At 37.3% G+C, this 17,989-nt stretch carries 20 protein-coding genes and 1 riboswitch; of the genes, 16 read left to right on the top strand and 4 right to left on the bottom strand.

Annotation, left to right across the window (positions count from 1 at the left end):
• Positions 1-83: 83 nt before the first annotated feature.
• A riboswitch (cyclic di-GMP riboswitch) is annotated at positions 84-168 on the top strand.
• Positions 169-275: 107 nt separating this feature from the next.
• Positions 276-1,925 carry a pyridoxal phosphate-dependent decarboxylase family protein gene (locus ACFSO7_RS00995; RefSeq protein WP_377874530.1) on the top strand — a complete coding sequence of 550 codons (1,650 nt, stop codon included), beginning with the start codon at positions 276-278 and terminating at the stop codon, positions 1,923-1,925.
• A 426-nt stretch (positions 1,926-2,351) separates the two neighbouring features.
• Here ACFSO7_RS00995 and ACFSO7_RS00990 read toward each other — a convergent pair whose 3' ends face one another.
• Entirely contained in the window at positions 2,352-2,810 is a 459-nt protein-coding gene (locus tag ACFSO7_RS00990; protein ID WP_377874529.1) for a VOC family protein, read from the bottom strand.
• A 268-nt stretch (positions 2,811-3,078) separates the two neighbouring features.
• On the opposite strand from ACFSO7_RS00990, the gene ACFSO7_RS00985 reads away from it, so the two are divergent.
• Entirely contained in the window at positions 3,079-3,909 is an 831-nt protein-coding gene (locus tag ACFSO7_RS00985; RefSeq protein WP_377874527.1) for a GH25 family lysozyme, read from the top strand.
• A 54-nt stretch (positions 3,910-3,963) separates the two neighbouring features.
• Here ACFSO7_RS00985 and ACFSO7_RS00980 read toward each other — a convergent pair whose 3' ends face one another.
• The 3 genes from ACFSO7_RS00980 to ACFSO7_RS00970 all read right to left on the bottom strand — a co-directional run bounded on the left by ACFSO7_RS00980 (position 3,964) and on the right by ACFSO7_RS00970 (position 5,590).
• A complete protein-coding gene (locus tag ACFSO7_RS00980) occupies positions 3,964-4,806 on the bottom strand; it encodes a nucleotidyltransferase (protein ID WP_377874526.1) in 843 nt (280 codons plus the stop codon).
• A 283-nt stretch (positions 4,807-5,089) separates the two neighbouring features.
• Entirely contained in the window at positions 5,090-5,233 is a 144-nt protein-coding gene (locus ACFSO7_RS00975) for a hypothetical protein (RefSeq protein WP_377874524.1), read from the bottom strand.
• Positions 5,234-5,449: 216 nt separating this feature from the next.
• On the bottom strand, positions 5,450-5,590 hold the full coding sequence (locus tag ACFSO7_RS00970; RefSeq protein WP_377874523.1) for a hypothetical protein: 141 nt from the start codon (positions 5,588-5,590) through the stop codon (positions 5,450-5,452).
• Between the two features lie 507 nt (positions 5,591-6,097).
• On the opposite strand from ACFSO7_RS00970, the gene ACFSO7_RS00965 reads away from it, so the two are divergent.
• The 14 genes from ACFSO7_RS00965 to ACFSO7_RS00900 all read left to right on the top strand — a co-directional run bounded on the left by ACFSO7_RS00965 (position 6,098) and on the right by ACFSO7_RS00900 (position 17,978).
• Positions 6,098-6,721: an SAF domain-containing protein gene (locus tag ACFSO7_RS00965; protein WP_377874521.1), complete on the top strand. Its 624-nt coding sequence runs from the start codon at positions 6,098-6,100 to the stop codon at positions 6,719-6,721.
• A gap of 14 nt (positions 6,722-6,735) precedes the next feature.
• Entirely contained in the window at positions 6,736-7,887 is a 1,152-nt protein-coding gene (locus tag ACFSO7_RS00960) for a CpaE/TadZ family protein (protein WP_377874520.1), read from the top strand.
• Between the two features lie 13 nt (positions 7,888-7,900).
• Positions 7,901-9,253, top strand: a complete 1,353-nt coding sequence (locus ACFSO7_RS00955) for a TadA family conjugal transfer-associated ATPase (protein WP_377874518.1) — start codon at positions 7,901-7,903, stop codon at positions 9,251-9,253.
• Entirely contained in the window at positions 9,250-10,176 is a 927-nt protein-coding gene (locus tag ACFSO7_RS00950; protein ID WP_377874517.1) for a type II secretion system F family protein, read from the top strand. The genes ACFSO7_RS00955 and ACFSO7_RS00950 overlap by 4 nt, the downstream gene beginning before the upstream one ends.
• Before the next feature lie 4 nt (positions 10,177-10,180).
• The gene (locus tag ACFSO7_RS00945; protein ID WP_377874515.1) at positions 10,181-11,113 is read left to right on the top strand and encodes a type II secretion system F family protein; all 933 of its coding nucleotides are present in this window, start codon (positions 10,181-10,183) and stop codon (positions 11,111-11,113) included.
• Positions 11,114-11,133: 20 nt separating this feature from the next.
• A complete protein-coding gene (locus ACFSO7_RS00940; protein WP_377874513.1) occupies positions 11,134-11,340 on the top strand; it encodes a hypothetical protein in 207 nt (68 codons plus the stop codon).
• Positions 11,341-11,379: 39 nt separating this feature from the next.
• A complete protein-coding gene (locus ACFSO7_RS00935; RefSeq protein WP_377874511.1) occupies positions 11,380-12,759 on the top strand; it encodes a vWA domain-containing protein in 1,380 nt (459 codons plus the stop codon).
• 18 nt (positions 12,760-12,777) lie between these two features.
• The gene (locus ACFSO7_RS00930) at positions 12,778-14,619 is read left to right on the top strand and encodes a hypothetical protein (protein ID WP_377874509.1); all 1,842 of its coding nucleotides are present in this window, start codon (positions 12,778-12,780) and stop codon (positions 14,617-14,619) included.
• Complete coding sequence (locus tag ACFSO7_RS00925) at positions 14,609-15,196, top strand: hypothetical protein (protein ID WP_377874507.1); 588 nt, start codon at positions 14,609-14,611, stop codon at positions 15,194-15,196. Before ACFSO7_RS00930 ends, ACFSO7_RS00925 begins: the two co-directional genes overlap by 11 nt.
• A gap of 283 nt (positions 15,197-15,479) precedes the next feature.
• Entirely contained in the window at positions 15,480-15,854 is a 375-nt protein-coding gene (locus ACFSO7_RS00920) for a hypothetical protein (RefSeq protein ID WP_377874506.1), read from the top strand.
• Positions 15,851-16,510 carry a hypothetical protein gene (locus ACFSO7_RS00915; protein ID WP_377874504.1) on the top strand — a complete coding sequence of 220 codons (660 nt, stop codon included), beginning with the start codon at positions 15,851-15,853 and terminating at the stop codon, positions 16,508-16,510. Before ACFSO7_RS00920 ends, ACFSO7_RS00915 begins: the two co-directional genes overlap by 4 nt.
• On the top strand, positions 16,500-16,958 hold the full coding sequence (locus ACFSO7_RS00910) for a hypothetical protein (protein ID WP_377874502.1): 459 nt from the start codon (positions 16,500-16,502) through the stop codon (positions 16,956-16,958). The genes ACFSO7_RS00915 and ACFSO7_RS00910 overlap by 11 nt, the downstream gene beginning before the upstream one ends.
• Entirely contained in the window at positions 16,927-17,322 is a 396-nt protein-coding gene (locus ACFSO7_RS00905) for a pilus assembly protein (protein ID WP_377874501.1), read from the top strand. Before ACFSO7_RS00910 ends, ACFSO7_RS00905 begins: the two co-directional genes overlap by 32 nt.
• Positions 17,319-17,978 (top strand): hypothetical protein, encoded by a 660-nt coding sequence (locus tag ACFSO7_RS00900; protein ID WP_377874499.1) that lies wholly within the window; start codon positions 17,319-17,321, stop codon positions 17,976-17,978. Before ACFSO7_RS00905 ends, ACFSO7_RS00900 begins: the two co-directional genes overlap by 4 nt.
• The last annotated feature ends 11 nt before the right edge of the window (positions 17,979-17,989 follow it).

The following is a 17,989-nucleotide window of genomic DNA, read 5'->3' as shown; positions in this document are numbered from 1 at the left end:
TATACCTGAAAATATCTTAATAATGCTCAAATTAGTATTTTACAAGGGGAAAAACATTAGTATAAAAGAATTTTTCAATATTCCTACGATAATAGCAAACCCATTGAAAGTTGGGGACGCAAAGCTACGGGCCTAAAGAAATATTTCTATGGCAGCCGGGTTGCCGAAAAGGTTGGATATTTACTTAATGAGGCAATAATTGCTTTTCTATGTCCACCTGTGTGGACTTTTTTTTGTCTGATATTGTCAAAAGTAAGAATCAAGGAGGGAAAACAATGAAGGAGTTACAAAAATTATTTCCTAGTATGGATGGGAATGACTTTCAAAGAGAGGAATTATTGTCGTACTTTAGGACGATTTTAACGAAAATAGATGAATTAAAGGATCCTAACCAATTAACGCTTGGAGAAATGCCTGAGTACACAGAGGATTACTATAATCGTGTCATTCAAAAGGCTGATGTTCCGAAAACGGGTAAGGCGATGGAGGAAGTGATTCATGAGCTTCTAAAATTAGTAGAAGGACACCGATATGTCAATCGAAACTATGTAGCCAATGCAGCACCTCTTCCGAATATAGCCAGTATCATCGGGAATTTAGTCATGGTACTAGTCAATGGGAACAATCTTTGGGATGTGGAAGGGCCAGCAGCGGCCACAGCAGAAATCGAAGTAACTGCTATGCTATCCAAATTAATCGGATACGATGAAAGCATCAGTGCAGGATATACAACTTGGGGTGGACAAGGGGCTGTCTTTCATTCTTTACGACTTGCCATTGCCCGTTACGCGCCGTCCTCTAATCTAAAGGGTGTACCGCAAAATCTCTATTGCTTCTGTTCAGAGCTATCACACTACAGTCTGTATAAATCCGTTGAGGCAACTGGGATTGGCGTAGAAAACATGATGCGTGTGAAAGCTAATGCCGATCATTCTATGAATCTAGAAGATTTAAAAGAAAAAATGGAGTATGTTATTGCAAAAGGCGGCGTTCCTCTTTATGTCCTTGCCACAATGGGAACTACTGATACATTTGGGGTTGATGACATTGAAGGAATTAAGCGTATAGCGGAAGAATTGGAACGCACATATGGTATATTTCCAATCTATATCCATGCAGATTCTGCTATGGGGGGGATGTATACTTTCTTTAATCATTACGACTTTGAAAGCAATCCTCTACTATTTGATGACAACGTAAATGAGGTCTTGAAATCCTATCAGCAGAAATTTAAACATATTAAGCTTGCAGATAGTATGGTCTTTGATTTCCATAAGCTTGGACAAACGCCATATATTACGAGTTTATTTTTGATCAAAAACAGAGAGAATCTTAAATATGTTGATTTAGATGCAGTGGAAACACCTTATGTAGGGAATCGCGGTTATGGTAGCTATCATACAGGCTACACACTCGAATGCTCGCGGATGGGAAGTGCTTTGGCAATTTATGCGTCTTTATTAGCATTTGGAATGGAAGGCTATCAAGAGCTTTTAGCTAACTATATTCGTGTCAATATTGTGTTTAGAGAGACGTTGGCGAAAGAAGTTTCGAATGTGGTGATCACGAATGAGGTTTCTCCGATTACAACATTCCGTTTTTATCCTGAAAAAACAAAATGGAGCGATGAGTTGAACGGACTTTTAACCATAGAAGAATTGACGGAAATTAATCAGTTTAATGATGAGTTTGCTGAGATAATTGGTGCCGAGCGAGATACTGTTTTCTTTGGAAATACAAAAAAGCAGTGTCTCGTGGAAGCAGCAAACTCAAACAAGCGAATATCCGTTTTTGCGCATAAATTTTTTACAATCTCGCCATACTCAACAATAGAAGAGGTCGACCGCTATGTTGGATTTTTAAAAGAACACCTAGAATTTTTTCTGAAAATGAGAAGTAGTAATAATATAATTGTAGGATCCTGAAGAGGCAAAAAAGGATAAATCAGTAGGTTGGGTACTTTTTTAGATGTATTTTGTTGTTTTATAATATCCAATCTTCCCTCCTAAAGTCGTATCATTAAATTACTTAAATTTATTCAAAGAAAGCATTGGCTTTAAAATTAAGAATGCTACCGTAAGGGGTATTAATCTTTATGGTAGCATTCTTTTTCATTTTATCAGTGACATGAATAAAGATTTTCATGGTCGTTTCCATATCGTGATAAACAACATCCCAGTAACATTGTTATTTGATATAAGGATGCTGCCTTCAAAATCAACGATGATTTACAAAACGAAATTACATCGGATTATCAAAATTATCATTCTTATTGATTACCAATTAGGGAGAGAGAATATGAAAAAACAATAATCAATCAGAGTTAAAAGCCACTATTAAATAGAATTAAATTATTTTTTTAATTTCAACCAATCTTTTAGTTCCATTTTTTCAAATGAATCATTTACATCCAATCTAAGTGGTGTAATAAGTTCTAATGAATTTCCATCTGGGTCATCAAAATATATAGCTGCATGAGCATGGGGATTATTATTTAACACTAATGGTTGTCTTTCTGGTTTAAAACCAAAATCTTCTCTCACGCTGATGTTTTTTGACTTTAGCCATTCATTTGCTGCAATCATATCTTCAAGGTCCACGTGAAAAGCTATATGCCTTAATGAAGGATGATAAGGAGTATGTACTTCTTTTGATTCCCACAATCCTATCCAACTCTTGCCTTTTTCAATCCACATAAATGATACTGTTTCACCCTTATTTGCTATTGTTAAACCCAACTTTTCGTAAAACTTAATGGATGCATTCATATCACTTACTGGTAAATGTGCTTCATATAGACCTTTAATCATTTAAACCACCTCTTAGCCCTTTTATAAAAAAAGGATAGCATGTGTATTAGAATATTAATGATGGCCTAAAGAATGAAATAATCTACATATTTAGTTGTAGTTTCTGCAAGCTTTTTTACATTCTTTATGTTACGTGAAGGCACACATTCTGCACAGACGAAATTTCAAAATCTTGAAGGCAAAAAATGCATTGGAAAGAGAAGGATTGAAATAGGCTGTCTAAAATGAATAATGATTCATAGTATAAATAAAAAAAGGAGAGGTGTTCATGGTTGAAATGAAAGGCATTGACGTTTCACATTGGAATGGAGAGATCGACTGGGTAAAGGTAGCAGCTGATGGAGTGAAATTCGTTTTCATTAAAGCGACCGAGGGAACAAGCTATTCAAGACTATCGTATTTCAAAGAAAATGCGCCATTGGCTCAGGCAGCTGGTATAAAGGTTGGTGCATACCATTACGCCCAATTCTCTACCGTTGCACAGGCAAGGGTAGAAGCTGCTTATTTCCTACAATCAATTAAAGGAATTACACTAGATTATCCAGCTGTTTTAGATTTAGAGGTGAATAAAGGGCAAGCATCAAAAGCTACATTGACATCTGCTGCCATTGCATTCTTGGATATGATTAAGAATGCAGGCTATACACCGATGCTTTATACAGGTAAATCTTTTTTAGAAAATCAACTAGACGAATCGATGTTAGAAGGATATCCGCTATGGGTAGCACGGTATAATAATACTTTAGGAAGAAATGCAGATATATGGCAGCATACAGACTCTGGAAAAGTTTCTGGGATTAAAGGAAATGTCGATATGAATATAGCTTACAGAGAGTTCTCCAATACAAGAGAAGTAAGCAAGGCTAGCTCAGGTGATTCAGATCTTTACCGATTAGTAACAGGGAACTTTGGGAATAAATCTAATTTAGCAGCTGGCAAGAAACGAATTCAGCAGAAATACAAATGGATTATTTACGAGAAAATAGATACCGATTATCGTTTAGTAACAGGTACATTTAAGGGAAAAGAAGCTGCTGAAGAGCGCGCCGCTAATATAAGAAAAGCCTTTGGCTGGACGGTCTACGTTCAGGAGGCATAAGAAAAAGCCCTTTGAGGGCTTTATACTTTGTATTTTCATTCATTGAATAAACAACTAAATGAATAATTGCTCTATTCTGTCAGGATTATGGTCAATCATCCATTCTTCAGCTTCTAGGTTCAACCAATCACCAAAATCATTTAGAAAATGTAATAATTCTATTGGATTTGAAGAAGGGTTCACCGCAAATTCCAGTGCTTTTCGCATATGCTTTTCTTTTTGAGGATAATGCTTTGAGAACAGTTGGTACGCTGGATACAGGTCCCGTGTATATGTTTTTTCATCCACAATGACTAATGCCAATCCACATCTGATCATTAATTTCATAATCCACACACAACAATCTTTGATATCTTCAATATCTTGATTTCCATCTAAATCCCTTTTTGCACGTTGAATTTGGGATTTTATTTTAATAATGTGATCATTAGCTAATGGAAGATTAGCTTTATAGTTAGGGAGACTTGAGCTTAGATCCTCTCCATAAAGGCAAATGCTGTGTGTCTTTAACATAAAAGGAATAATCGAAAAGTATTTTGATTCTGTAGCTTCCAGTAGAGAATGAAAACTTAGCTCCACTCCATTTATAGAGCTGCATCTATTATTGATTTCTTTTTCAGCTTTTTCCACCCAGTTCAAATCTAGACTCTTAGGGCTAGAATGAGTAATAATTATACAATCTAAATCAGAAATACCTTCTATTCCTAGTCCTCTTGGTACAGAGCCTCTGATGTAGATACTATGAATATCGTTAGGTAAAAAGGACAAACAATATTCTTTAATGCAGTGAATCGGTTCCATAAACAAATTTTGTACTTTATGAATATCAGATTCATTAACAATATCTCCGTTATCATCTATACGACATAAATGACCTATCTCTAGTATTTGATTCATTAAACTTTCTTCCCCATTTCTTATTTGTATCACTCATGTTTAATTTCAGTTATTGAATATAAAATCCCTGCCTTAATGAAGAAAATAATTCAGTTATACAAAACTTTTAAAAATCCTTGGTTGGAGTGGAAGGTTAAATAATTCTTTTAAAATGGCCTTCTTACATAAGAGCGGTCATATTCTATATTAGGCATTTTATAATTTTTCCTCCAAGTTATTAATACACAGCACCTTAAATCATCCACAATTTACCCAAACAAAAAACCCTTCTACTAAGAAGGGCTTATATATATTCAACATCTCTCTCATGCACTAATTTTATATTAAACAAACCATCATTTGCTTTTATTTCTAAATATCCAGAAACGTATTTATAGTATACCGTATAGAGTTTGCCCTCATAAATAACTTCTTCTTTTGTGTCCATGGTCTCACCCTCTTTGGAGTTTTCGATCGTGTGATTAATTATAATACAGGATGAAAAATCGTGATTTTGTCGAATTTCCTGTTTATATGTAGAATTTCTCCTGTTTACTTTCAAAATCACCCTGATTCAGCAGAAAATATAACTAAAAGCATATTTTTTTAAAAAAACTAGATTGTCCTGATATTTCAGGATTTTTTTACGTTAAAAAAGTGCTCATTACCCTTTTTCCTCAAGCGGCTGTAATAGACTTCCTAATCTGTCATAGCAAGTCGGACAGATTGGATTGTCATTAATATAGGCAGTATCGTCAAAACTTGATAATTCTCCACAGCAATCACAGCAAATAAACTCGCTCATAATCTCACCCTTTCCATTTTACCTACTATCAATTTATTAGTGGTTGTATACATTTATGAATGGATTTTTTGCAAACAGGATTCGACAAAATGCCATATTCAGTTTGTAATCAGCTAAAAATGTAAAAAATCGTTCTTAATAACTATAAATTTCCAAAAATGGTTGTCCCACAAATATTAGGAACAATGAAAACTTTAAAACTAAATTCAAAAATGGGTAATTTCCCCTACGGTATTATCCTAGGATTGAGAGATTACTAGTCATTTAATTACAGACAAGATTTGACATTTCTTAGAGGCGAAATTGACGGGAATGTGAACACATGATAGTAAATAGATAATAGAAATTTCATGTAGAATTTCAAAATTATGGGCGTAGCATTTTGAAATAAGGTAAAAAGTAGGAGAATGTTTTCTGACTACTTTTTATACATATAAAGTCAGGTGGGGGTCTTATTAACCGTTCATTCCGGATAAAAATACCTAATTTAGGAGAGAAGATGCGCCAATGTTAGAGTCGAAAAAGAGAGCGGCGATATTTTTACTACTTGCGTTTGTATTAGCTTTAGTAGCAGGATACTTAGTCTATGAGAAGGTAAGAGATCTCAATGCTGAGCTCGGGGGAATGACAAAAATTTATATCGCAAAGGGGAATATCCCTGTAAGATCACTGATTCAGGAGAATCAGATTACGACGATGGAGATCCCAAATAAATTTAAAAATCCAGCCCATATCACAAACAAAGATGAATTAGTTAATATGGTTCTCGTTGTTCCACTTTCAAAAGATGAAATTATCACAAAAAACATGCTTAAGCCCTTCTCCAATCTTCGAGAGGAAAACAATCGTCTAGTGGCAATGTATCCTTCTGAAAAGGTCCAGTTTGATCAAGTCATTGAAGCGTTAGATCGAGTGGATATTGTCATATCGAAGGAAGAAAAAGGTGAGCCTAAGACTGAAATATTTATGCGCGATGTTCCTGTAGCCTTTGCACAGGGGAACGGGGATCAATTTGCTGGGGTGGCATTAGAAGTTAAATTAGAGGATGCTCCTAAACTTATTCATATCCAAAACTATGCAGACAAAATCAGAATCTTAAAAGCGAATGTCGGGAAAAACTCAAATAACTAGTAAGAGGGAAGCGTATGGAGCCGAATCTAAAAATTTTATTAGTCAGTGACGATGAGGTTATTCATAATCAAATATTAAACTCGTTATCTGGTAGTTATGTCGTACAACTAATTAACCCTGGGGAAGTCGTACGGGAGGTAAACAGAGATGTACAAGATATTGTTATCTTTGTTCAGCCTGGCAATGATATTGCTGTCGAGAGTATTCAATATATTAAATCAGTTAGCCCATCTACGTTAGTCATTTTTATCGCAAAAGCTTCTGATTTTACCCAGTTGCGGAATATGACGAAGGCGGGGGCATCAGAGTTTTTTGTTTACCCTGAGGAGCACAGTTTATTTATTAGCCGTGTCCCTACCATTTTTAAAAACTATGAAGTTCAAAAGTTAAAGAAGGATGATTCGTTTTCGATTTTTACGAGAGGGAGAGGACAAATCTATACGATTTTTAGTGGAAATGGGGGCAGCGGTAAATCATGCTTAGCATCGACCCTTGCTCAAACGTTAAAAATTGAGTCGACTGCTGAAGTGATCTTGATCGATTTGAATCTTCAGTTTGGTGGAATTGAAACATTATTATCGATTCAATCGAATCGTTCCATTGCCGATTTGACACCCGTGATTGATGAACTGAATGAAAGTCATATCCGAAATGTTTCTCAAAAATTAGAAAGCTCTAAGCTCGAGGTTCTGATTAGTCCTTGTGATGCCGAAACGGCTGAAACAATTACGGAAGAATTTATCGCCAAGCTTCTGCGAACATGTCGAAGGAGCTTTGACTTTGTCATTGTTGATCTGCCTTCTTATATGAGCAGTCAGGTGGTGACTGCATTGGAGGAGTCGGATCGAATCTATTATATTCTAACACCAAATACCCCTTCATTAAAGGTATTAAAGCAATTTGAAGAATTATCGGTGAGACTAGGTATTGAGCTATTATCAAGAACATCCATTATCATGAACAAAATCGGGAAAGACAGTGAGGTTCAGGAAAAGGATTTGAAAGCCGTACTAAGGTTTCCGATTGCAGCAACCATTCGATTGGATCAAAAAGGGTTACAACCATTTATTAATAAGGGAGAACCCGTTAGGAAAATGGCGAAGGAAAGAAGGCTTATTCCCTTCGCTAAAGATGTAAGGAAATGGAGTCTTTCGGTATTGAAATAGGAGGATTTAGCAAATGGCATCCATATTTGAAAAACGTAAAGAGAGAATCATTAGTTCCGCCAAACTGCAATCCTATCAATATGAAAACCATCTTGTTGATGAGCTAGTTGAACATTATAAAGCGAGACTATTAAGGGACACGAATCTTGAGGTCTTAACGAAGCTAACGCAAGGTGAAATGAGGCTTCGAATTGAACAGCTTGTGAGCCAGTTTATGGCGGAAGAAAAAGTCATTATCTCCCGTCATGATAAAGAGATTTTAATTACAAGAATTCTAGATGAATCAGTAGGATTTGGTCCGCTTGAACCATTAATAAATGACCCTGCTATTACAGAAATTTTGATCAATGGCTTTAGTGAAGTGTACGTAGAACGTTTAGGCAAGCTTGAATTAACAGACATTACGTTTCGAAATGATGATCATGTTAGACATATTGTTGACCGAATTGTCGCTCCAATTGGGAGAAGGATTGATGAAAGCTCACCTATGGTAGATGCAAGATTGCCAGATGGTAGCCGTGTCAATGCGGTTATTCCACCGATTAGTTTAAATGGCACGTTAGTATCGATTCGGAAATTTAGAAAAGAGCCATTCAAAATGGATGATTTACTCCATTTCAATGCATTGAATTCCGCAATGGCAAATTTTCTAGATGGGATTGTAAGAGCGAAAATTAATACATTAATTTCTGGTGGAACGGGGAGTGGTAAAACAACGATCTTAAATGTTTTAGCCGCATCAATTCCATATGGGGAAAGGGTCGTAACCATTGAGGACTCAGCAGAGCTTAGGCTTAATCGTCCTAATGTGGCTGGGCTAGAAGCAAGACCGGCCAATGTGGAAGGTAGTGGAGAAGTAACGATTAGACAGCTTGTAAAAAATGCCCTAAGGATGAGGCCGGATCGGATCATTGTTGGGGAGGTCCGAAGCGGAGAGGCATTTGATATGCTTCAGGCGATGAATACAGGACATGAAGGTTCGCTTACAACGGTCCATGCGAATTCACCTGATGATGCATTACGACGTGTCGAAGCGATGGTCGTCATGGCTGGGATGGAGCTGCCAAGTCATATTGTTCGAGAATATATTGTCGGAGCACTCGACATCATTATTCAAGCGACCCGTTTAACGGACGGGACGAGAAAAATTATCTCCATATCAGAAGTTATAAAAAGGGCAGATGGCTCCCATGAAGTGAAGGAAGTGTTTCATTTTAAACGATTAGGAATGCGTTCAGATGGGTCGATCGAAGGTTATTTTACTCCAACAGGCTACGTCCCTGAATGTTTAGAAAAACTGAAAGTGTTTGGTATATCCATACCTAAAGAGTCCTTTACCCCTATCCATGAGGGAGTGAAAAGATGATTACTTTTATCGTTTCCACACTTGCCGCCTTTGTCTTTATTATCGCCTTATATTTTTATTTGGATTATCGCAAGGAAAAACGGGAATGGAGGAAAAATGTTCACGATTTTTATCTTGAAGGGAAGAAAAGGAAAAGTGTCATCGTTCTACTCGGAGACCGATTTGATCAAACCGAAACGGCAAAACCAATTTATGAAAAATTAAGATCAGCCAATATTTCATTAACCCCTTCTGAATACCTAGGCGCTTTATTTGTTTCTTTCATGGGAATCATTATTTTTCTGGAAAATTTCTTTCAAATTAAATTCCTGATGAATCTCATTGCAGCCGTACTCATCTTAGAAGGTGGGAAAAGAATTTTATTTCTTATCAGAAAAAACTTCATGAAGCAACGCATCATTGAACAGTTGCCAGAGGTTTGCCGAACGTTAGCCAATGCTACGCGTACGGGTATGACATTGACACAGGGGATTAATCTTGTCGCTCAAGAAGTTAGTGAGCCTGCAAGGGGAGAATTTCAACGACTTGCACAAGAGATTGCCTTAGGAATTGATTTTAATAAAGCGTTAAAGTCGATGGAAAAGAGAATTGAAAGTAGAGAATTCCAGTTATTTGTTGCCACTCTTCTTATACAAAAAAAAGCAGGTGGGAATTTGTACTCTGTATTGGATGAGATGAGTCAAACATTAGAGGATCGGAAGATATTGAAACAGGAAATCAAAACGATGACAGCGGAACAAAGATATGTTTCCTACATTGTTCCGGTGATTCCTATTTTTCTAGTATTAATGATGAATAATGTCATAGACGGCTTTCTCGACCCGTTATTTTCAGGAATAGGCATGATCCTTCTTGGATTTTTTCTTGGAGGTACGATATTAACGTTTATTTTGGTTCGAAAAGTAACCAATATTAAGGTGTGAAAATATGGACGGTTTAATTGTCATTGTTCTTAGTCTATGTCTCCTATTTTTAGGGCTAGCCTTACGAAGCTATTATCACTATTTAGTGTTAAAGGAAAATCTAAAGGAAGAAATCAAGGAAAGAACTTTTATTTTCAATGCCTTTGAAAAAAAAGTAACGAAACGAGAGAGAATGATCTCAAAGATGTTCCAGTTTGCAGATGATTTTTCTGGAGTAGGTCAGAGAATCAATTTCTTTAGTGAAAACCATGATATCAAAAAAACGCTCATGCATGCGGGGTTCCCTTATCAGTTAACGGTCGAACGATTTCAAGGCTTAAAGATTTTCCTTTTGATCATCGGGTTAATGGTTGGCGGGGTTGCTATGTTGTTAAGACTTCCTTTTGCAGAAATTGCAGTAATCCTCTATCCCGTTGGTGGATATATCGGGGCTATCATGTGGTTAAAGAAAAAGGCGAAAAGCAGACAAGAGGAATTGTCATTTCAACTGCCTGATTTTCTCGATACGATGAGTGTTACGCTTCAAGCGGGTGTTGGGCTAGATCAAGCACTGCGCGATATCGTTCCCTACTTCGAAGGACCGATAAAGGATGAATTTGGACGATTTATCCAAGAAACAGATGTAGGAGTACCAAGAGCAGATGCCTACCGATCCCTGTTAGAACGTAACGAAAGCAAGGAATTCCAACTTTTAATTAAATCGCTTATTCAAGGGGAAAAGCTTGGTGTCCCGATTTCAAGAACATTTAAGCAACAGGCGGAGGAAATGAGGAAAATTAAGAAGGAGAAAATCAAGGAGCAGGCTGCCAAGGCATCCCCGAAGGTCACGTTAATTACGACCTTTATTGTTATGCCTTCTGCCCTCGTATTAATTGGCGGACTAATGGTCATCAATTTATTTAAAGACAATAGCAATCTATTTACTATATTTAAATAATAATAGGGGAGAGATGAACAATGAAAAACTTTATGATCAAAGCGTGGACAAAAATAATGTACCCAGTGAGAAATGAGAGAGGTGCACAATCTTTAGAGTGGTTGGGAATTGCAGCCCTATTAATTTTAGTTCTTGGAATCATTTCAAAGGCTGTAGACGGTGAGAAAGACAATGTTGGAAAAATTATCACAAACATCATTAAGAAAATTACCGATATGGTTGGATAATCTAGCCCTTTTTAAAGAGAACATTTAGTAGGTGGAAAAATGAGACGGAAATTTTATTTTTTATTCTTAGTAATGGTCCTTACCTTTTTACCTGCATGTAATAAGGAAAGCAAGTATCTAGAGAAAAAAGAGCCAAAAGTAATCGTTAATGAAGAAGAGCCTAAATTAGAAAAGCAAGAGGAGCAACAAGAGGAAACGAAGGAAGTAAGTATGGAGGTGGATCCGCTACCTACAAGTTATGGGGAGTTAGCCAATCTTCCTGTAGGGGAGCTTGTTCATTTCAATCCTTCTACATCTGAACCCGAAAAAACATTGGAAGCCTTCAAGGATTTACCAGATATATCGAAAAGCCCTTCACAACAGGAACTAGATTATTTTTACAGGGAATTGGTAAGAAAGGTCCAAGACAAATTTAATGGACCAGAGGACATTATTAGGCAATTACGTTTTCAATCAATGGGAGATCCAGAGCTGACTGACTCAAGGTATCAGCTGAAGGAAAACTTAAATGTGGAAATTTTATTAGATGCATCTGGCAGTATGGCACAATCCGCAGGCGGAAAAGTGAAGATGGAGGCGGCGAAGGATTCCATTACTGAATTTGTAAAGCAACTCCCCCAAGGTGCAAAGGTTGGTCTTAGGGTATACGGTCATAAAGGAAGTAATGCAGATTCAGATATGAAGCTATCATGTAGCAGCAGTGAAATCATGTACCCTCTTACCGTAAAGGATGAAGGGAAATTTCAAGCGGCACTTCAAAAAATTCAACCAACAGGCTGGACGCCAACCGGTTTGGCGCTAAGAGAGGCGCAAAAGGATTTAGAGGCATTTGATGGGAAAGAAAATACGAATATTGTCTACCTTGTAAGCGATGGAGTATCGACTTGTAATGATGATCCCGTTCAGGCGGCAAAGGATTTATATGATTCGAATATTTCACCTATTATCAATGTGATTGGCTTTGATGTTGATGCGAAAGGTCAAAATCAGTTAATTGAAATTGCCAATGCGACAGAAGGAATATATCAAAAGGTAAATGATGAAAGTGAATTAAAGAAAGAACTCGATAAAATCTCACAGCTAGCCGAAACATGGAAGGATTGGAAGGAGAAAAACACGCAAAATCTGGAAAGGAAGAAAACGCGAAACCATCTCGATATTTTTGCTTATATAACGGATGAAGGCTATAAAGCTACCTTTGAAAGGGTAGATATTGGGCTGATCCAATTTATTCTCAAGGAAAATGGAAAAATGGATAAGGAATCTTATTATTATTTAGATCAGAAAAATAATGAGTATCATAGCTGGATTAATTCAGAGGTTGATAAGTTTAAAGAGGAATTAAAAATTCTAAATGAAAAGGGCTATGTAGAGGCATTAAAAGCTCTAGAGGATAAATATCAGAAAAATGCTCAGTAAAAGAGGTGAGCGACTTTCATGCGAGGGAGAAAATTAGAACGAATAGCAGCGATCATAACGACTGCTATTCTACTATTCTGGAACTTTGCCCCGATCATTGCCGTAGCGGAAGGTAAATTTATCACACCTGGAAAAGCCATCACGCCAGGAAAAGTCTATAATCCTGGAAAGCCAGCGACAGGTGGACAATTTATCTTTCCAGGTAAAGTATATGATCCAGGTAAACCAGTTGAACAAGGGAAGTTAAGTTCAACTTCTGGTCAACCCATTCTCCCAAAATCACCCTATAGTATCGGGGTTTTCATTATACCAAATGCTCCACCACTGCTACCTGAAGCATTATATTGGCATTTAAAGGGGATTGATGTTGGAGGAGCGCTAAAGGCCGGTATTCCAGTTGACCTTGTAAAGGGTGTTGAAGCGGGCAAAGGCCCATCTATTGGTAATATACCAAATGGTGGCCAAGGAACGGGAATCGGAAAAATTCCGACTAGTGGGACGGTTACCGAAGGAGGAAAAGGCCCGAACGGTGGCCAAGGTCCGAACGGTGGACAAAGCACTGGTGAAGGAAAGGGTCCAAATGGTGGAAATAATCCCGAAGGAGGAAAAGGTCCAAACAGTGGTCAAGGAACAGGAAACGGAAATGGCCCGACTGGTGGGAATAATCCGGAATTAGGGAATGGTCCAAATGGTGGCCAAGGAACGGGAGAAGGAAAAGGTCCGCTGAGTGGAAATAATCCCGAAGGAGGAAAAGGTCCGAACGGTGGTCAAGGAACAGGAGACGGGAATGGCCCAACTAGCGGAAACGGACCTGGTGGAAATCACTCCGGAATCGGAAATAGCCCGACTGGAGAAAAGCTAGTAAGTGGTGAGGGATTAATTGAAGGATCAGGTCCTAATGGTGGGGAAAATGGAATAGATGGAAATGTAATTCCTAAGGAGACATACGGCGAAGAAACGAAATGGTCCTTAAATACAATTTTCTTACAGCACCAAGATACTAGTAGAGGTCTTTATGGTCATATTGTAGGCGGCATAGTCGATGGTAAAAATTTTTTAATAAGCTTTTTAAATAAAGACGTGGCTGGTCCGGTTCTTGCTGCAATGGGCGGTTTTAAAGTAGAGCCTATACCAGGTAAGAATGGCTACAAAGTAACACCTGGAAAAGGTAAATACAATAATAAGCTGCTTAATAATCTCTACCAGGAATATAAAAGCTATGTCGATGGCAAGGTCAAGTCGCTTGGAGTCCAAACAGCGAGAATAAAAGAAAAAACATTGCAAACTTTTTTAGAAAGTAAAAACTTTAGACCAAAAGGAATGAATCCGATTAAATATGCTGCTAAATCTACATTAGCGGCGATGAATGATGCCTGGAATCCTTTTACAAAGAATATTTTCACGAAGAGCGGCTGGAAAAACGGCACGATGTTTAATAAGGCCTTTACTTCAGGAAGTAATTTGGCAAAAATGAGTGGACCCCTTAACTATGCTTTATCTGCGGCTAATTCCTTGTTTGATTTTAGTTCGAAAGGTAAGTATAGGGACTATGGCTATAAATCGACTGAATTCGCAGCGGATTTATCAGTTGAATTAGCAATTGGGGTAGGTTCTACCGCACTAAGTAGTGTAGCAACTAGTATCGCGATGGGGGCTGTAGCCGGCTCGGCTGTTCCAGTAGTAGGAACAATCATAGGTGCTGCCGCTGGTTTAGTTGTTGGTTTAGGTGTAAATTATCTGATCAATGGAACAGCAACGGGAATAAGGATCAAAACGAGTGTGAAGAAAGCGGTCAATAGAGCCTTCAAGGGTGCTACGAATTTCTTTAAGAAGGGTAAGAAGTTATTTGGTGGATACTAATAAAGAGAAGTTTATGTACGGACCAGCATTTGGCTTAGTAGGGCTAGGTATCATCATTTTTCCAATAACAACGGCCATTCCAAAATGGTCGTTCAACATCTTTTTTATGAATCTTTTACTCTTAATTATTTTTACTAGTATCGCAAGGTATTGGTACAAAACCATCTCCTATGAAAAATGGTATAACGCACTGGTGAATTTTTTAATGACGATCTCCTTTGGTTTTTTTAGTGTGACGCCATTGTTAAGGCTGACACTGCATACATGGGTATTTTGGCTACTCCTCTTTCTTTATGGATTATTATTTGCCTATACCGTATTAAAAAGGGAAATGATTTTTAAGGCATTTTATAACCCGGGGAAATCAAAGATTGCGAAAGGATCTTTGATTTTCCTGCTAATCCTTCTTGCTATCGGTGGATTGACCGCCCGAAATGGTCAAGACATGGTGATCTTAAGATTATTGGATGAGCACCAAGGGGCATTTTTTATCTCCTGTATTTTTTATGCGGTTGGCATGCTAGTTACATTTGTTTCCTCCGCGTTTCTTAAGAAAACAGATAAAGTGCAATACTAAGAAATTATCTAGCGCAAGCGTCCTAGCCCCGACGTACAGGATGTACTAGTGTCGACAATGCGACAGGACGCCCGAGTTTTTGTCGACCTCGAGGTCAAATGTTCGCAACCCAAAAAGTCAAAGAACGACTTTCTGGGTTGCGAAGCATTTGCTTGGCAAACCAAAGAACAGTTTGCATAAGTGCGACTAGGTCTCTGGCTTCGCTTCACTCGTCAATCGACCAGTCTTCTTTATCGGGGCTTACAAGAGCGTTTACGCTTTTCTAGATTGGTGGCGATCAGTAATGTTTAGTTTATCTGGATTCATAAAGACATTAGGGGTGGTGCTGGTTTTTTACCTATCCATTTCCTTTATTTTTGGTTTATTTCAGATTCAGAACATGGCTATTACATTAGTCATTTTATATGTTCTATGTTACGTCCTTAATGGAATATTAGCACCGATATGGAATCCTAAGACTCCTTATATTGCTAGTTACCTTTCTAGTATTACATTAACACTAATCAATATGTTATTTGCTTATTACGTTTTAGATGTGCTGGTGTTTGCAGATCCAGAGGTTATCAATAATGGCTTTGTTAGAAATTCATTTGTTTCTCTTATGATGACGTTTTTCGCAGTGAAAATTTATAGCAGGAAACAGAGGGTAGCAAAATGATTAGGGATGCCATTGATATTTTTAATAGAAATATTGTTTTAATTGTCTGGATTGGTTTGGCATTAGTCATTCCTGTTACCTTTTTTACCTTTTGTGCGATTACTTATGTTTCGATGCTAGATACAGTAGAATCAAGCAATTTAATCGCTGCCTTTTTAATCATTTTGAATTTTACGATTCTGTTCCCACCCTTTCTTTACATGGCAAAAAATGATCTAAATGATAAGCAAACAAGATTCATAGATTTAATAAGGATATTTATCGGTAAATTTGGCTTTACAGCATTATTCACCTTTATCTTTTTTTTAATCGCCATTTTTGGATCGGTTTTGTTCTTTATTCCAAGTATCTTTGCCATCATTATGATCTTACTTTTACCTTTATTTTCTGATGAGGATCGAATAAAAGAAGCATTTAAAGGGACTTGGGGAATTGTGAGAAGTGAGCATTTATTTATTTTATTAGATCTTCTTATTATTCTTTCATTAAATTTACTCGTCTGGTCAGGCTCATTGTATTTATTAGCTAGCTTTGAAAATAATACGTTAGTTTTTATCACCATTCGAGTATTGCTGAACGCTCTATTTTTTCCACTTATTTATTTCTATTTAATTATGAAATATAGAAGAGATTTAGGTGACGAATATGGTACATGATCCTTCACTGGGTTTTAAGAAAGTAAAGGTCGCTGTTGTGGTCCTTTTAACTATTATTTCCCTCGGTATTTACTTAGGGTATTGGTTTATTAGTAAGAGAAGAATATTTGCTGAAATAGATCGAGCGAAATGGATCCCGATGAAATTATGGTGGGTGTTTACGGTCTTTCTTTGTCTTTCTTTTCTTTTCAATATGATTGGTACCGCCTTTTTAACGCCATATGGGAATGCTGTTTTTTCTTCCTTTGATGTAATAGGTACTTTTTATTTTCTAGGCTTGCTTTATTATTCTGTCTTTCGCTTAAGGGATTTAATAGAGGACTATTATGTGGATGTCACCATTAAGCCGTGGCTACTCGTCTTATTTCATGTTTGGTACCTTCAATTTAAGTTGAATCGATTGGAGGGATTGGAGCATGAAACGCCGCAAACAGCGTTGGCTAAATGAGAAAGGATCAATTAGTATTGAGTTTCTTGGAATATTGCCATTTTTCTTTCTGTTTTTTCTTATTTTGTGGCAGGTGGTGGCATCAGGATATTCAGTCTTTGTTGCGAAAACAGCTGTAAACAATGCGGCGAAAATCTATGCGGCTACGAATGATATTACGAAAGCCGTTGATGAGGCGAAGGAAAGTTTAGGGACGAACAAGATCATTGTTTATAAGGATTTACATACTAACTATTTAGGTAATGGGAAATTTGAAATGGTATTATCCACGGATCACTTTCTTTCGTTTGTCCCTGACAAGTGGAAGGACAAAGCTTCAATGGAAATAGAACAAGAAGCGATTGGTAAGGTGTTCGTACCATGAGCAACGAACAAGGAAATGCGGCTCTTTACTTACTTTGGTTACTTAGTATTGTAGCGATTATTTTTGTATTAACGATGAATATCGTAAAAGTATATATCGTGAAGGAGCACGCGAATTTAGCGGTCGAACAGGCAGCATTAGCTGGCACCTCTGTTCTTTTGAAAAAAACGAAAGAGGGAGTTGAGCAATTCGACACCCGTTCTACTTTAGATCCTTTATATATAGCAGACCGAGCCCTTCAATTAACGATCGATTTAAAAACCGTTGGCGAGTTGATTGACGAAAAAAAACACGAATACATGTCAAGAGGGATGGATGAGGCAGATGCGTATATTAAAGCGGCAAATCGGATATTGCCTGAACGTATCAATCGCCATCCGTATTTAAAGGACGAACTAAAAAGAACATTGGGAAGTTCGAGTAGTGCGGTATTTTACATAGTTTCTGCAACGGTCCTAGATATGATTGACGAAAATAATGGAGAAATCGATGATACAGAAATTGAGCTTTCCAATCATTATTGGAGACTGGAAGTGAAATCAACCGTCCGATTTAAATCGATATCAGATAAAAAATTCATTACGAACTTTATTGAAGATATCCCACAAAAAGGGTATGGACCCACTCTTTCCTATTTAGAAAATGTTTATTCATGAGATGAACTTAA

It is taken from the genome of Bacillus sp. CGMCC 1.16607 (assembly GCF_042683745.1).
Classification (GTDB): Bacteria; Bacillota; Bacilli; order Bacillales; family Cytobacillaceae; genus Pseudoneobacillus.
The sequence above is the reverse complement of the archived record's forward strand: the minus strand, read 5'-3'. Positions and strand labels throughout refer to the sequence as shown.

Coding starts and splice junctions, on each gene's coding strand:
- ACFSO7_RS00995 (WP_377874530.1), top strand. CDS start 276: ATGAAGGAGTTACAAAAATTATTTCCTAGTATGGATGGGAATGACTTT.
- ACFSO7_RS00990 (WP_377874529.1), bottom strand. CDS start 2,810: ATGATTAAAGGTCTATATGAAGCACATTTACCAGTAAGTGATATGAAT.
- ACFSO7_RS00985 (WP_377874527.1), top strand. CDS start 3,079: ATGGTTGAAATGAAAGGCATTGACGTTTCACATTGGAATGGAGAGATC.
- ACFSO7_RS00980 (WP_377874526.1), bottom strand. CDS start 4,806: ATGAATCAAATACTAGAGATAGGTCATTTATGTCGTATAGATGATAAC.
- ACFSO7_RS00975 (WP_377874524.1), bottom strand. CDS start 5,233: ATGGACACAAAAGAAGAAGTTATTTATGAGGGCAAACTCTATACGGTA.
- ACFSO7_RS00970 (WP_377874523.1), bottom strand. CDS start 5,590: ATGAGCGAGTTTATTTGCTGTGATTGCTGTGGAGAATTATCAAGTTTT.
- ACFSO7_RS00965 (WP_377874521.1), top strand. CDS start 6,098: ATGTTAGAGTCGAAAAAGAGAGCGGCGATATTTTTACTACTTGCGTTT.
- ACFSO7_RS00960 (WP_377874520.1), top strand. CDS start 6,736: ATGGAGCCGAATCTAAAAATTTTATTAGTCAGTGACGATGAGGTTATT.
- ACFSO7_RS00955 (WP_377874518.1), top strand. CDS start 7,901: ATGGCATCCATATTTGAAAAACGTAAAGAGAGAATCATTAGTTCCGCC.
- ACFSO7_RS00950 (WP_377874517.1), top strand. CDS start 9,250: ATGATTACTTTTATCGTTTCCACACTTGCCGCCTTTGTCTTTATTATC.
- ACFSO7_RS00945 (WP_377874515.1), top strand. CDS start 10,181: ATGGACGGTTTAATTGTCATTGTTCTTAGTCTATGTCTCCTATTTTTA.
- ACFSO7_RS00940 (WP_377874513.1), top strand. CDS start 11,134: ATGAAAAACTTTATGATCAAAGCGTGGACAAAAATAATGTACCCAGTG.
- ACFSO7_RS00935 (WP_377874511.1), top strand. CDS start 11,380: ATGAGACGGAAATTTTATTTTTTATTCTTAGTAATGGTCCTTACCTTT.
- ACFSO7_RS00930 (WP_377874509.1), top strand. CDS start 12,778: ATGCGAGGGAGAAAATTAGAACGAATAGCAGCGATCATAACGACTGCT.
- ACFSO7_RS00920 (WP_377874506.1), top strand. CDS start 15,480: ATGTTTAGTTTATCTGGATTCATAAAGACATTAGGGGTGGTGCTGGTT.
- ACFSO7_RS00915 (WP_377874504.1), top strand. CDS start 15,851: ATGATTAGGGATGCCATTGATATTTTTAATAGAAATATTGTTTTAATT.
- ACFSO7_RS00910 (WP_377874502.1), top strand. CDS start 16,500: ATGGTACATGATCCTTCACTGGGTTTTAAGAAAGTAAAGGTCGCTGTT.
- ACFSO7_RS00905 (WP_377874501.1), top strand. CDS start 16,927: ATGAAACGCCGCAAACAGCGTTGGCTAAATGAGAAAGGATCAATTAGT.
- ACFSO7_RS00900 (WP_377874499.1), top strand. CDS start 17,319: ATGAGCAACGAACAAGGAAATGCGGCTCTTTACTTACTTTGGTTACTT.